This window comes from Micromonospora sp. NPDC049175 (genome assembly GCF_043197345.1).
Lineage (GTDB): Bacteria > Actinomycetota > Actinomycetes > Mycobacteriales > Micromonosporaceae > Micromonospora.
Genome location: NZ_JBICSY010000004.1, coordinates 165339 through 177567, shown reverse-complemented (window position 1 = coordinate 177567; position 12229 = coordinate 165339). Strand labels below are relative to the sequence as shown.

General features: G+C 68.2%; 7 protein-coding genes and 30 tRNA genes. 4 read left to right on the top strand and 33 right to left on the bottom strand.

What is annotated here, in order from left to right:
* The first annotated feature begins 161 nt into the window (after positions 1 to 161).
* Complete coding sequence (locus tag ACGFH8_RS18105; RefSeq protein WP_393368221.1) at positions 162 to 899, top strand: LAGLIDADG family homing endonuclease; 738 nt, start codon at positions 162 to 164, stop codon at positions 897 to 899.
* On the opposite strand, the gene ACGFH8_RS18100 is transcribed toward ACGFH8_RS18105, so the two are convergent.
* From ACGFH8_RS18100 to ACGFH8_RS17960, 29 genes are all read right to left on the bottom strand, one after another.
* Positions 865 to 946 (bottom strand) — tRNA-Tyr (locus tag ACGFH8_RS18100). The genes ACGFH8_RS18105 and ACGFH8_RS18100 overlap by 35 nt on opposite strands.
* 1 nt (position 947) lies before the next feature.
* A tRNA-His gene (locus ACGFH8_RS18095) sits at positions 948 to 1021 on the bottom strand.
* A gap of 20 nt (positions 1022 to 1041) precedes the next feature.
* Positions 1042 to 1113 (bottom strand) — tRNA-Val (locus ACGFH8_RS18090).
* A gap of 96 nt (positions 1114 to 1209) precedes the next feature.
* Positions 1210 to 1283, bottom strand: a tRNA-Asn gene (locus ACGFH8_RS18085).
* A 1-nt stretch (position 1284) separates the two neighbouring features.
* Positions 1285 to 1358, bottom strand: a tRNA-Glu gene (locus ACGFH8_RS18080).
* Between the two features lie 6 nt (positions 1359 to 1364).
* Positions 1365 to 1436, bottom strand: a tRNA-Val gene (locus ACGFH8_RS18075).
* A gap of 2 nt (positions 1437 to 1438) precedes the next feature.
* Positions 1439 to 1514 (bottom strand) — tRNA-Met (locus ACGFH8_RS18070).
* Between the two features lie 2 nt (positions 1515 to 1516).
* Positions 1517 to 1587 (bottom strand) — tRNA-Lys (locus ACGFH8_RS18065).
* A gap of 7 nt (positions 1588 to 1594) precedes the next feature.
* Positions 1595 to 1667 (bottom strand) — tRNA-OTHER (locus tag ACGFH8_RS18060).
* 3 nt (positions 1668 to 1670) lie between these two features.
* Positions 1671 to 1746, bottom strand: a tRNA-Lys gene (locus ACGFH8_RS18055).
* Position 1747: 1 nt separating this feature from the next.
* Positions 1748 to 1833 (bottom strand) — tRNA-Ser (locus tag ACGFH8_RS18050).
* 4 nt (positions 1834 to 1837) lie between these two features.
* Positions 1838 to 1911 (bottom strand) — tRNA-Pro (locus ACGFH8_RS18045).
* A 5-nt stretch (positions 1912 to 1916) separates the two neighbouring features.
* A tRNA-Pro gene (locus ACGFH8_RS18040) sits at positions 1917 to 1990 on the bottom strand.
* Positions 1991 to 1994: 4 nt separating this feature from the next.
* Positions 1995 to 2067: transfer RNA gene (locus tag ACGFH8_RS18035), tRNA-Arg, on the bottom strand.
* An 11-nt stretch (positions 2068 to 2078) separates the two neighbouring features.
* Positions 2079 to 2153: transfer RNA gene (locus ACGFH8_RS18030), tRNA-Ile, on the bottom strand.
* A 115-nt stretch (positions 2154 to 2268) separates the two neighbouring features.
* Positions 2269 to 2351 (bottom strand) — tRNA-Ser (locus ACGFH8_RS18025).
* A 5-nt stretch (positions 2352 to 2356) separates the two neighbouring features.
* Positions 2357 to 2429: transfer RNA gene (locus ACGFH8_RS18020), tRNA-Asp, on the bottom strand.
* A 27-nt stretch (positions 2430 to 2456) separates the two neighbouring features.
* A tRNA-Ala gene (locus ACGFH8_RS18015) sits at positions 2457 to 2529 on the bottom strand.
* A gap of 79 nt (positions 2530 to 2608) precedes the next feature.
* Positions 2609 to 2682: transfer RNA gene (locus tag ACGFH8_RS18010), tRNA-Leu, on the bottom strand.
* A 13-nt stretch (positions 2683 to 2695) separates the two neighbouring features.
* Positions 2696 to 2767, bottom strand: a tRNA-Met gene (locus ACGFH8_RS18005).
* A 14-nt stretch (positions 2768 to 2781) separates the two neighbouring features.
* Positions 2782 to 2858: transfer RNA gene (locus ACGFH8_RS18000), tRNA-Thr, on the bottom strand.
* Positions 2859 to 2860: 2 nt separating this feature from the next.
* Positions 2861 to 2938 (bottom strand) — tRNA-Leu (locus ACGFH8_RS17995).
* Positions 2939 to 2943: 5 nt separating this feature from the next.
* Positions 2944 to 3015 (bottom strand) — tRNA-Gln (locus ACGFH8_RS17990).
* Between the two features lie 77 nt (positions 3016 to 3092).
* Positions 3093 to 3169, bottom strand: a tRNA-Gln gene (locus ACGFH8_RS17985).
* Positions 3170 to 3176: 7 nt separating this feature from the next.
* Positions 3177 to 3249: transfer RNA gene (locus ACGFH8_RS17980), tRNA-Gly, on the bottom strand.
* Between the two features lie 17 nt (positions 3250 to 3266).
* A tRNA-Glu gene (locus ACGFH8_RS17975) sits at positions 3267 to 3340 on the bottom strand.
* A 1-nt stretch (position 3341) separates the two neighbouring features.
* Positions 3342 to 3417: transfer RNA gene (locus ACGFH8_RS17970), tRNA-Cys, on the bottom strand.
* Between the two features lies 1 nt (position 3418).
* Positions 3419 to 3494, bottom strand: a tRNA-Pro gene (locus ACGFH8_RS17965).
* A 109-nt stretch (positions 3495 to 3603) separates the two neighbouring features.
* Positions 3604 to 3676, bottom strand: a tRNA-Trp gene (locus ACGFH8_RS17960).
* 495 nt (positions 3677 to 4171) lie between these two features.
* Between ACGFH8_RS17960 and ACGFH8_RS17955 the strand changes: the two genes are divergently transcribed.
* From ACGFH8_RS17955 to ACGFH8_RS17945, 3 genes are all read left to right on the top strand, one after another.
* The gene (locus ACGFH8_RS17955; protein ID WP_393368220.1) at positions 4172 to 6019 is read left to right on the top strand and encodes a glycoside hydrolase family 15 protein; all 1848 of its coding nucleotides are present in this window, start codon (positions 4172 to 4174) and stop codon (positions 6017 to 6019) included.
* Positions 6020 to 6112: 93 nt separating this feature from the next.
* Positions 6113 to 6241, top strand: a tRNA-OTHER gene (locus ACGFH8_RS17950).
* A 65-nt stretch (positions 6242 to 6306) separates the two neighbouring features.
* On the top strand, positions 6307 to 8466 hold the full coding sequence (locus tag ACGFH8_RS17945) for a hypothetical protein (RefSeq protein WP_393368218.1): 2160 nt from the start codon (positions 6307 to 6309) through the stop codon (positions 8464 to 8466).
* Between the two features lie 504 nt (positions 8467 to 8970).
* On the opposite strand, the gene ACGFH8_RS17940 is transcribed toward ACGFH8_RS17945, so the two are convergent.
* From ACGFH8_RS17940 to ACGFH8_RS17925, 4 genes are all read right to left on the bottom strand, one after another.
* Complete coding sequence (locus ACGFH8_RS17940) at positions 8971 to 9534, bottom strand: RICIN domain-containing protein (protein WP_393368216.1); 564 nt, start codon at positions 9532 to 9534, stop codon at positions 8971 to 8973.
* A gap of 81 nt (positions 9535 to 9615) precedes the next feature.
* Entirely contained in the window at positions 9616 to 10800 is a 1185-nt protein-coding gene (locus ACGFH8_RS17935) for a radical SAM protein (RefSeq protein WP_393368214.1), read from the bottom strand.
* A gap of 94 nt (positions 10801 to 10894) precedes the next feature.
* Entirely contained in the window at positions 10895 to 11125 is a 231-nt protein-coding gene (locus ACGFH8_RS17930; protein ID WP_393368212.1) for a hypothetical protein, read from the bottom strand.
* Between the two features lie 130 nt (positions 11126 to 11255).
* Positions 11256 to 12209, bottom strand: coding sequence for a hypothetical protein (locus tag ACGFH8_RS17925; protein WP_393368210.1), 954 nt, complete (start codon positions 12207 to 12209; stop codon positions 11256 to 11258).
* Between the last annotated feature and the right edge of the window lie 20 nt (positions 12210 to 12229).

Genomic DNA, 12229 nt, shown 5'->3' with positions numbered 1-12229 from the left:
CGGAGGGGACCTGCTGCCCCTATCATTGGCCCATGACCAACTCTGCCGGACCGCGAGTCTGCGCCGGCTGCTCTCGACAGTTCGTCGCTACCACGAGACACCGACTGTGCGGCGGGTGTCAGTACCGGAGGCGGCAGGCCAAGGCTCCGTGCGCGTGCGGGGTGCCCAAGTCGCTGAAGGCCAAACAGTGCCGCTCCTGTACGTACGACAGCACCGCGATCGCCAACGAGCCCGACCCGGCGCGGCTGGCCTGGATAGCTGGCCTCATCGAAGGTGAGGGCACCTTCGTTCGGCGACGCTCCGGTGGCGGCATTGTCCGAATCCAGATGACCGATCTCGATGTGATCGAGGAGCTGGCCGAGCACCTTCCGTTCACCCCGCGAATGTGGTCATACACCCCAAGTGTGGACCATCACAAGCCATCGTGGATTCTTGGCATCCAGCGGCGCGACGATCTGTTTTGGCTGGTCCAGAAGATCCACCCGCTACTTTCCGAGCGGCGACGGGAAGCGGCGGCTCTCCTCATTGATAACTTCACGAACCCGCCAGACCTGCCTACGCCCTCGTGGTCTTACACCTTGAGCGACCCGCCAGGCGCAGCATGGGCAGCCGGGGTGGTTGAGGGCGAGGGATGGATCGGGCCACCGCACCTGGAGGTGACGTCGACCGACCTTGACGTCCTTGAACGGCTCGCGCAGCTCGCGGGCGGCGGATCCATCGGAGCGGTCAAGCGCAGCCGAGAGAACCATCGGCCCGCCCACAGGTGGCAGCTCTACCGGAAGGGGCTTCTCCTGCCGTTTCTCGATGCCATAAGACCATGGATGCTCTCTCGTCGTGCCGGCGCTGTGGACCGCTTGATATCGGTGCGCGTCCCTGGACTTGAACCAGGCGTGCCGTAAGGCGCCCGCTTTACAGGCGGGGGAGCGACCAGCCGCTCACGACGCGCTTGGGGTGACTGGCGGACTCGAACCCGCGACAACCCGGACCACAACCGGGCGCTCTACCGCTGAGCTACAGCCACATCTACGGCCCGAAGGCCAGTGTCCGCAGAAGGTGTCGAACCTCCGACCCCCTGGGTGTGGACCAGGCGCTCTCCCGTTGAGCTACGCGGGCATGCGCGGAAGGGGTGGTGTTCGAACCCGCGAGGAGACTTCCGCCCTCTACACCGTTTCCAACGGCGTCCCCGTGACCGCCGGGACCCCTCCATCGCTCCGACGACTGGACTCGAACCAGTACCTGTACGGATTAACAATCCGCTGCCCTACCGATTGGGCGACGCCGGAATGGTCGCGCGTGCGGGACTCGAACCCGCTTCACCAGCTTGAAAGACTAGGGGCCTACCCATAACCGAACGCGCGTCTGCGTACCCCGAGCTGGTGTCGAACCAGCGACCTTCGGCTTGTCGAGCCGACGCTCTCCCGCTGAGCTACCGGGGCGGGAGCGGGGGCGGGATTCGAACCCGCGATGTCCGGCTTATGAGGCCGGCGAGGACGACCGAACTCCTCCACCCCGCAAGTGCCGCCGAAGGGAATCGAACCCCGCAGTCCGGAGTAAAAGTCCGGAGCCCGGCCATCAGGCGCGAGCGGCGTGAACGTCCCCCGAGCAGGAATCGAACCTGCCACGACCCGGTTTAGAAACCAGCGCTCTATCCGCTGAGCTACCGGGGGATCTGGTACGCCGAGTGGGACTCGAACCCACGACATACTCATTAAGAGTGAGCAGCTCTGGCCGCTGAGCTACCGGCGCATGGCGAGGGGTAAAGGAGTCGAACCCTCATCGTTTCCGATGGCCCGGTTTTCAAGACCGGTTGCCCACCACTGGGCGCTACCCCTCATTGTCGGGTACGAGCGATTCGAACGCCCATCCTCCGGCTCCCGAAGCCGGCGCTCCACCAAGTTGAGCTAGTACCCGTTGAGTCGGGACGGCCGGATTCGAACCGACGGCCCTCCGGCCCCCAGCCGGATGCGCTACCAAACTGCGCCACGTCCCGAAAGAGCCCCCGACTGGAATCGAACCAGCGACTTCGACGTTCGTAGCGTCGCGCTCTATCCACTGAGCTACGGGGGCATTGTGCTGCGTGCCGACGGCTGGATTTGAACCAGCGGCCCCCGACTTATCAGGTCGGTGCTCTTACCGGGCTGAGCTACGACGGCTTGGTGGAAGTGACTTCCGGGCACTACACCCCCGAGACGCGGGCGGCGAAGGTCGACTTCGAGGAGCGGTTCCTGTCTGTGGGAGCAGGCAGGGGCAGTCGCTGTCGACCCATTGCGGAAGGTGCGGGAGTCGAACCCACAACGGCCGGAGCCGCAACGGATTAGCAGTCCGTCTGCCCTACCTATGGCAAACCCTCCGTGCGCGCTGACGACGGGACTCGAACCCGCGGCCTTCCGGCTGACAACCGGATGCTCTCGCCACTGAGCTACGCCAGCATGGTCTCGGCCCGAGGGCCGGAAGAGTGGAGACGAGGGGAGTCGAACCCCTGACCTTCTGAGTGCGAAACAGACGCCCTACCACCTGGGCCACGTCCCCCTTGGTTCGGACGCCCGGAGTCGAGCCGGGCCTCCTGCTAACGCACGGTGGAGTTGCACACCACTCCTCCGACCTCGCGTACCCGGAGCGCGACTCGAACGCGCACTGTCCTGGTCCTGAACCAGGTGCCTCCTGCCATTGGGCTACCCGGGCATGGGTTGCTGAGTGCCGACGCCCGGTGTCGAGCCGGGTGCCTTCCGTTTATGAGCCGGACGCTCTGCCGTTGAGCTACGTCGGCGAGAAGTGAGCCAGCGCCGGTGACAGACAGGAATCGAACCCGCGTCCGCCACATGACAAGTGTGGTGCAGCGCCGCCGTGAGCTACACCGGACTGGTGCCCTCGACAGGATTCGAACCTGCACTGTCGGCCGCCTCATGGCCGCGTCTCCTGCCAGTTGGACTACGAGGGCTTGCGCTCCCGGGCCAGGATTCGAACCCAGCTCTCCGCATCCAGAGTGCGGCGTCTTACCGAATAGACGACCCGGGAATGGTGGTCGACGAACGGCGGGTTCGCCGTCCGGTGACCGGCGCCGCATTGGCAACTCTGCGCCGGTCGCGTGTCAGCTCCGGGAGCAGGAATCGAACCTGCGTCTGTACCGGGATCCAAAGTCCCGTCGCCCTTGCCAGCAGAGCATCCCGGAACGGTCGAGCGGTCGGCGGGCACCGACCCCGCTTCTTCGGTTTGGAAGACCGACGTGTCCGCCGAGTTCACCACGACCGCATGGCATTTCGTTTACGTAGGCCGTACGGGGCTCGAACCCGTAACCTCCTGGTTGAGAACCAGGTGAGCTGCCACCTTGCTCCAACGGCCCATGGTGGAGAAGAAGGGATTCGAACCCTCGACCTCCGGTCTGCCGCGCCGGCGCTCTCCCCGCTGAGCTACATCCCCATGGTCCGGGACCGGGGTGTCGAACCCCGTGTCTCTCGCTCCCAAAGCGAGCGGGTCAGCCGTCTCCCTCGTCCCGGAGGTTGTGCCCCCGGCCGGCCCGCGCAGGCGCCGGCCGGGGTCTTGTTCATGCCATCCACTGTGGAGTTGAGAATCTGCCATGCCGCCGGCCGCAGCCGAGACGAAAAGCAGGGGCAGCAGGAATCGAACCCGCAACCTTCGGTTTTGGAGACCGGTGCTCTACCAGTTGAGCTACGCCCCTACGGGGTTGTTCCGGTAACGAGAAAGCCGCCCTGTCCCTGTCGGGGCGGGCGGCTTCGCAGCTTGCGCTGACGCTATTCGCGCCGCCACCCCGGCTTCCAGTTTTGCTCACTCGCGCACAGATCGTGGGCTCGCCCGATCGAGGGCAGCACGACACCGCCGCGCGGCGTCAACCGCGTAGGTTCGGCGTAGGCATACTGCAACACGGGGAGCTCCTTGGGTTTGTCGGATCGGCCTTGCTCATTCAAGGTAGGCGTTGTGCCGCTCGGATGGCAATGGATATTCCGAGCCACCTTCATGTGGCTAGTGGCCGGCGGTGGCGGGTCACTGGCGTTGGGCGGCCGGCTGAGGCTCCCGGCGGTCGAAATATCAGCAGTTTCCCGGCCGGTCGAGGCCCATCGGGTACGCGTCAGGGTGGCTGAACGCGAAACTCGCCTGACTCGACGTTCCTCCCCCTAGGTTCGATGCGCAGGACGCAGCCGAACCGGGGAGAGACGTGGACAGCTATCCGGCGATCGAGGATCACGGACTCATCGGCGACCTGCAGACCGCCGCGCTGGTGACGTGTGACGGGACGGTCGACTGGTTCTGCGCGCCGCGGTTCGACTCGCCGAGCATCTTCGCCGCGCTGCTGGACAAGGACAAGGGCGGCTACTTCCAGATCGCGCCGCACGACGTGCGGTACGTGACCAAGCAGCTCTACCTCCCCGGCACACCCATCTTGATCACGCGGTTCATCAGCGCCGACGGTGTGGCCGAGGTGATGGACTTCATGCCGGTCACCGGCGAGAAGGCCACCGACGCCCATCGTCTGGTCCGCATCGTCACCATGGTCCGTGGCAGCATGCGCTTCAAGGTGGAGTGCCGGCCGCGGTTCGACTACGCCCGCGAAGAGCATCAGTTGGAGCGGCACCACAACGGCTACGTCTTCCGCAGCCGGTCGGCGACGCTGACGTTCAATCCGGTCGACCCCGTACGGCGGTTGATCTCCGAGCAGGGCGACGTCCATCTGGAGGGCGGCGACCTGGTCGCGTACGGCACGCTCAACGAGGGCGACACCGGCGGGGTGGTCCTGGAGACCGCCGGCACCGAGCCGCGGATCATCCCGCCGGAGGAGATCCAGGGCATGTTCGAGTGGACTCGGGACTACTGGCGGCGCTGGCTGGAACGCTCCCGCTACACCGGCCGCTGGCGGGAGATGGTCGAGCGCTCCGCCATCACGCTCAAACTCATGACGTACGCGCCGACCGGCGCGATGATCGCCGCGCCCACCGCCGCGTTGCCGGAACTGGTGGGCGGGACCCGTAACTGGGACTACCGCTACACCTGGGTACGCGACACGTCGTTCTCGGTGCACGCGCTGCTCGGCCTCGGTTTCACCGAGGAGGTCAGCCGGTACATGAACTGGCTGGACGAGCGGATCCGCGAGGCCGGCGAGCACCAGGACCCCCTGAAGATCATGTACCGGGTGGACGGCTCCTCCGACCTGCACGAGGAGGTGCTGGACCATCTGGAGGGCTACCGCGGCTCGCGGCCGGTGCGGATCGGCAACGGCGCGGCCGACCAGATCCAGCTCGACATCCATGGCGAGGCGCTCTACGCCATGCACCTCGCCGACGAGCAGGGCATCCGCGTCTCGCACCAGGTGTGGAAGAGCACCATCCGGCTCGTCGACTGGCTCTGCCACAACTGGGACCAGCCCGACGCCGGCATCTGGGAGAGCCGCCACCACCCCCGTAACTACACGTTCGGCCGGGTGATGTCCTGGGTCGCGCTGGACCGGGCCATCCGGTTGGCCACCCGCACCGGCCGTCCCGGGGATCTGACCTGCTGGACCGAGCAACGCAACCGCATCTACGACCAGGTCATGGCCCGGGGATACGACCGGGCCCGTGGGACCTTCGTGCAGGCGTACGACGAGAACGTGCTGGACGCGGCGTTGCTCGCCATGCCCGCGGTCGGGTTCGTCACGCCGAGTGACCCGCTGTGGCAGTCGACCCTGGGCGCGATCGAACGTGAACTGGTCTCCGACAGCCTGGTCCACCGGTACGACCCGGCGCACTCCCCCGACGGTCTCCCCGGTCACGAGGGGACCTTCAACATGTGCACCTTCTGGTATGTCGAGGCGTTGGCCCGTTCCGGCCGCCTCGACGACGCCCGACTCACGTTCGAGAAGATGTTCACGTTCAGCAATCACCTGGGTCTCTATGCCGAGGAGATCGCCGCGACCGGGGAGCAGATCGGCAACTATCCCCAGGCGTTCAGCCACCTCTCATTGATCAACTCAGCGTTGACGCTCAACGACCTGCTCGACGCCGAGAGCGAGGCCCGCCGCCGTCGGTAGGGCGCACACGCTCCGGCCGACAGCCCGGCTGCCAGAGGACCGCGTCGAAACCGGATAGCCAGGTCGGTCCGGCCGGTGCGATGATCGACATCTGGGTCGCTAGCTCAACTGGATAGAGCATCCGACTGAGTAGCGCGTCCGCTCTCCGCCTGCGCGGTGATGGGTGCGCTTCCTTCTCCTAGTTGGATCGGAAGGTTCGGGGTTCGAGTCCCCGGCGACCCACGGTGCCGCGGCTGCGGGCCGGCATCCGCCGGCAACCGCCGGTGTCGACCGGAACGGGGGACGACGTGTTCGAGAAGCTGATCATCCAGAAGACCCTGCGCGTGCCGGCCAGCAGTGGCACGGCTGGCGACGGCACGCCGGTGGCCCGGCAACTGGACGTGGCGCTCCTCGATGTCGGGTTCTCGGCGTCGCGGGCTCTGCTGGAGCACATCGGCGTCCTGGCCCCCGCCCCGGCGATGGACCTGGCCGCCACTGTCGTCTCGGCGGTACGCGAACTGGTGGGCGACCACGTTCGGCACAACGCGTATTTCATCGGCTTCCCGGACGACGTGCCGGACACCGCCGAGTTCTGGGCCGATCGGCTGCGGGCGGCCGTCTTCACCGCCGGCCGCACGGCATCCGACGAGCACCTGCGGGACGTGGTCGCCTCGGGTGCGGTGAACCTGCTGGACCTGCCGGGTTACGGGACCTACCAGCACACCTACGCCGAGCTGTTGGCCGCGCACGACGAGCTGGTCACCGCGGCCGGTGACCGGGTGACGCTGCTGCGCCTCGGTGACGCCGCCGACGTGGAGGCGACACGGCTGTATCTGGCCCTGGCCGGTAGCTCGACGCCGCATGGCGAGGCGGACCTCGCGATCCTCAGCGAGCTCGCGGTCGCCTGCGTGGACGACGCGCAGCCCGCCGAGATCCCGGTACGGGAGAACCGTGCCGTGCTCAACGGGATTCGGCTCGTCCTCGGCCGGCCGCTGCTCGGCGTGGACACGACCACCGACGTGCTGCGCCTTGCCTGCCAGGTCTCCGGCGGGGACGCCTCGCTTCGGACACCCACGCGGTTCCGCGCCTTCCGGCGCCCGGAGCGGCGGATGCTTCTGGCCGCGCTGAACGACGTCGTCGGCGCGAGTCCAGACAAACTCGGTGACGTCGTGCGCCACGCGGAGCGGTGGAAGCGGCTCGGGGAACGACTCCACCCGCACGAGTACGACAGGTGGCCGCACGCACAGGCGGTGTTCGAGGTCGCGCGTGGCGAGCGGCGGGTACGCACTCTCGCCGGTCGGGCGGAGGCAGCGATCCGCGCCGGCGCCGTCGGTTCGGCCACCTCGGTGCTGTCCGCGGCGCCGGGCCTGCTCCTGCGATCCGCGGACCGGCTGCTGCGGGTGGCGGCGGAGCCGGAGCGACGTGGTGTTGTCGACGCGGTCACCGGCGCGCTCGGCTCGGCGTCGGGCCGGGTGCTGCTCTCCCTGCGGGAGCATGTGGACAACCGGCTGACGCCCCTGTCGGCCCGGATCTACGCGAGCCGCTCCCGCAGTTCGTGGGTGGGCCCCGACGAGCGGCCACCGCTGCCGGCCGAGCTGGTGGCCGAGCTGTCGGCGCTGCTCGACGCCGAGATCAGCGCCCGGCTGCCGCAGCCGCAACGACAGCTGGTGGTGGACCCGGAGGTGCTCGACGTGGCACTGCCGCTGTCCGGCAAGGCGGCCGAGGGCGGATTCGCGGTCCTGCCGAGGGGCTCCCGGGCGTCGGTCTCCGGTGAGCTGCTGCGGTTCTTCACCTACTGGCGCCAGGCACGTCGTCGTACCGACTACGACCTGTCGGTGCTCCTGCTGGATGACGAGTTCCACAGCGCGGGCCAGGTGTCGTGGACGAACTACCGCCACGATGGCGTGGTGCACTCCGGCGACGTCACCGACGCGGCAGACGGGGCGACCGAGTTCATCGACGTGCCCCTGACTACCGGCGGACGCTACGTGGTTCCGCAGGTCTTCATCTACGCGGGCGAGTCGTTCGACGAGGTCGCCGAGTCGATGTTCGGGTATCAGGCCCGCTCACGAGACCAGCTCGGTGCCCCCTTCGACGCACGGACGGTCCGGGCGCGTTCGCACCTGCGCGGCCAGGGCCGGATCGCGCTGCCGATGGTGTTCGCCCGGACCGAGAACGGCTGGCAGGCCGTCTGGCTGCACCTCTACCTGCCCGGCGCGCCGTCGTTCAACCGGGTGGAGGACAACACCTTCACCACAGCCGACCGGGTACGAGCACTGTTGGAGCGGCGCTACCTGACCGTGTCCTACCTCGTCGACAGGTGGCGGACACGGGCCGAGGTGACGACGTGGAACGGCCGGCTACCGGACGAGCCGATCACGTTCGTCGGCCTTCAGGCGCCTGAGGACCTGCCGGACGGGTCGGAGGTGTATACACTTGATCGACTCAGTGAGCTGATCCCTGAGTGAGCGGCGACAGCCGAGGCCATGCGGGCGCTTCCTTCTATTTCCGTTCAACTCGGAGACCTCCGCGCAAGCGGGGGATGTGGCTGTTCAGCTCCCGCGCTTTCCTCGGCTCTCGCCACGCATCGGGCGTCCGCGCTCTCAACGGCCCTTCGGGCGGTCCCTCCTGCTCAGCGGAATGCTTGTCCATCCCCTGCGCCTCTCGTTGCCGACCTCCCTGAATTATCGGCCTCAGCGCCCATCGGCTTGGAACACAGCACGTCCGGCAACGGCAGATATCCCAGCGCCTGCCAGAACCGCAGTGCCTCCACGTTGTCGGCGACGGCGTCGTAGTCCGTCCAGGTGAACTGCCGTAGGTGAGTCACAACATCCATCCTGGCCGCATCCGAGTCGGAGGCGGTTGGGTCAGGAACAGGGCTCGCGCCGACGACAGCAGCCATGGCGCGGCGGCCTCCGGGGCCACCCGCCCACCGCCTGATCAACCGCTCGGTTGATCAGGCGGCGGCCCGTCTACCAGCCGCGCAGGAGCCACTGTTGGGCGGGCGTGTTGTTGCAGGTCCACTGCCACAGGGCGTTGCCCGCGACGGGGTCGCCCCAGGGGACATCGACGCACTGCCCGGTCTGGAGGTTGCGCAGCGCGTAGCCATCCACGCCGGGTACCTGCGCGACGGACCAGAGCTGCCGGGCGGCACCCAGGCAGTCCCAGAGTTGGAGGGTCTGACCGGATGCCGGGTTGCCCCAGGGCAGGTCGAGGCACTTGGGGCCGTCGGGTGACCAGAGCGAGCTGACAAGCTGGTAGTAGACGACGCCGCCCCACCTTCCCTCGTAGACCATGGTCCACCTCTGGGCCGCGCCGCCGTCGCAGGGCCACTGCTTGATGGCCGTGCCGTTGGCGGTGCTGGCGTACGACACGTCGATGCACAGGCTGCCGAAGGGGTGCTCGCTGGTGGCGGAACTCGCGGATCTGAAGGAGTACTCGGTGGCGGCGCTGGCGGGCGAGGTGGCCACCAGGCTGGTGGCGAGGAGTCCGGCGCACACCGCGAGCACCATGGACGTCCGGCGGAGGATCTTCATGCCGTTCCTTCCAGGGGAGTTGACGATATCGAGAAGGGGGTAGCCGGCCAGCGCCAGATACGGCGTTGTCTGTCGGCAGGGTTACAGGCGGCCGCTGGTGTAGAGGTAGTCCAGCAACCGGCCGTCCACCCGGTCCTGGAAGGTGTCGGCCAGCGCGGTTGGCGGTTGGTCGTACTCGTAACCGCAGCGCACCCAGCGGTCCGGGACGCTTGCCACGTCCAGGTACCCCTCGTCGATGCTGCCCACCTCGAAGCCGGGCTTTCCGGCCGACTGCCAGCAGCTGAAGAGTTGACCGTCGGCGTTGACCACGGCGCCGTACCGGCCTCCGGGCGTCGAGCAGATGTGGCAGGTGGTTCTCATGCTGGGTCGGACCATCCGGAAGCCCGCTTCCAGTGCCGCGATGCTCCAGCTCGCGAACGCATCGCTGACGTCGTCGATGTGTCGCATGGTGTTGCGGTATCCGAAGCCCGCGTCGCCCACCCAGGCGAACGTCACCGTGCACCGGTCGGGGCTCAGGCCGGCGGCCAGTTCCCCGACGAGGTCGGCGATCCGGTCGAAGTTGTGGTGCGACACGTTCACCCGCAGATTCCAGTTGAGCCCGGTGACCTCGGTCGCGCGGGCCACGTTGTGCAGGATGGTGTCGAAGGTGGGTGCCCCGGACCGTTTGACCCGGATCTGGTCGTGGTCTGCCCGGCTGCCGTCGAACGTCACCTGCACGCCGTTGAGACCCGCCGCGTACAGCTCACGGGCCAGCCTCGGGCTCAGCAGGACACCGTTCGTGGTCATGGCGCACTGGTCGAGTCCGATGCCGCGGGCTCGGTCCAGCAGGGTGAGGCAGCCACGCGGGTTGAGCAGCGGCTCGCCGCCGAACAGCAGCAGGTAGAGGCGATCAAGCTCGCACCGACGCATCCGGTCGCGGGCAAAGGTGACGATGCGCTCGACGGTGTCGGTGTCCATCCAGGCCCGCCGGATCCGCGGTGGGCGTGCGCCGCCTGTGTCGTCCAGCCCGGTGTTCTGGAAGCAGTAGCCACAGCCGAGGTTGCAGGTGGTCGTGGTGAGCACGGTCAGCGAGAACGAGGCCGGCACACGCGGCTGGAACGCCCCGGTGCGGCGCAGGATGCCGGTGGTGGCGTCGTCCACCGTGCCGTCGGGGCCCACACACTCGGGGCGCAGCAGTGTCCAGGTCTGGTTCCCGATGAACCACCAGCCGTGTTCGCTGCGGATCAGGCGCGGCGCGTCGGTGTCGTCCAGACGGGTACCGATCATGACTTTTCCTTCCCTCGATGGTGCTGCGTGTCGGGTCAGCGGGGCCCGTAGGCGGGTCACCGCCGCCCACGGGCCCCGCGGTACCGCACCTTGGCTAGGCGTCCGGGCCGGCGTTCTGCTGCAGCGTGGCGTTCTCCGGCGCGCCGATCTGGATCCCGCAGGCGGCGTCCGTGAGCTGCGCGGAGCTGCGGTTGGCGAGAACCCGGCTGACCTCCGGCGCCCCGATCTGGACTCCGCAGGCGAGGGCCTCTTCAACGGAGACGTCCGGCCCCCGGTTGACGAGGATGCTCTCCAGCTCTTCAGCACCGATCTGAATACCGCACATCTGTCCTGCTCCCCTCTCCGGCCGGAACGACTTCCGGCCGGTCTCCTGGATACGTGGCGGGAGGGTCGCCGGCAGATACCGATCCGTCGAGTTTTCCCCGGCCGAATGCCGCCAGCGGGGACGGTGCCGCTCAGTTGTCCGGGCACAACCGGGTGCCGCGGATCGGCAGAGCGCTGTCCAGGTGGGCCGCCGCGATCCAGCCGGTGTCGCCCAGGACTGTCGTCCGGGCCCACACGTCGTCGCCCTTGACGGCTTCCCCGGTGCGGTGGCAGGTCACCCGGCCCAGCGTGCCGTCGGGCACCGTCCGCAGCACCCGGTCGCTCGTGGAGGGGCCGGCGCGCATCGACACGTCGGGTTGGGCCTTCACCGCGACAAGCCGGCCGTCGCCGGGAACCAGGCCGTCCTGGAGGCCCCGGCAGGTGTTCGCCGACGAGCCGATCCACATGATCGTGTAGTCCTCGCCGTCGCGTCGTTGGTGGCTGGTGTCGAAGCAGTACGCCGGCTTGTCCTGCTCCGGTCCATTGCCCCGGGTGGCCAGGTCCAAGAGCGGAATCTGCTTGATCAGGAAGCAGGCGGTGGTGTCGGCGACCGCGCCGAGGCGGCCACGGAGGACCGCGACGACGCCGACCGCCCACGAGTCGCGTCGGCTCTGGTAGATCCGTACCGCCAGCCGGTCGGTCTCGTAGGCGCATTGGACGGCGTCGTTGACCTGCCCGAGCCGGTCGGCAAAGCGGCCGACGTTGTCGAGGAACTGGCCGACCCGGGGCCGCTGCCCGGGCACGATCCGTTGGGTCACCTCGCTCACCAGGTCGACGTGCGGCAGGCAGGGGTTCTCGATCGAGGTGTAGTTCTTCTGGTCCAACTTCGGCAGCAGTCCGCCGCTGCGGGTGCCGGCCGGCGGGCAGCCGCCTCCGGCGACCTTCGCGAGACCGTTGGCCGTGCCGGGGCGGTTCTCGGCACCGCCGCCGGCCGCGCCGCCGTTCGGGCGGCACCCCGTCAGGAGACCGGCCGCCAGGGCGAGCACGGTGAGGCCGGCGGCGAGACCCGACCGGCGGGGGAGCTTCCTCACATTGTGGTCAGTCATGCCTTGATGGGGGGCCGGGC

Bases quoted from the DNA above. Each gene is read 5' to 3' on its own strand.
- ACGFH8_RS17930 (WP_393368212.1), bottom strand. From the start codon at position 11,125: ATGTGCGGTATTCAGATCGGTGCTGAAGAGCTGGAGAGCATCCTCGTC.
- ACGFH8_RS17935 (WP_393368214.1), bottom strand. From the start codon at position 10,800: ATGATCGGTACCCGTCTGGACGACACCGACGCGCCGCGCCTGATCCGC.
- ACGFH8_RS17925 (WP_393368210.1), bottom strand. From the start codon at position 12,209: ATGACTGACCACAATGTGAGGAAGCTCCCCCGCCGGTCGGGTCTCGCC.
- ACGFH8_RS17940 (WP_393368216.1), bottom strand. From the start codon at position 9,534: ATGAAGATCCTCCGCCGGACGTCCATGGTGCTCGCGGTGTGCGCCGGA.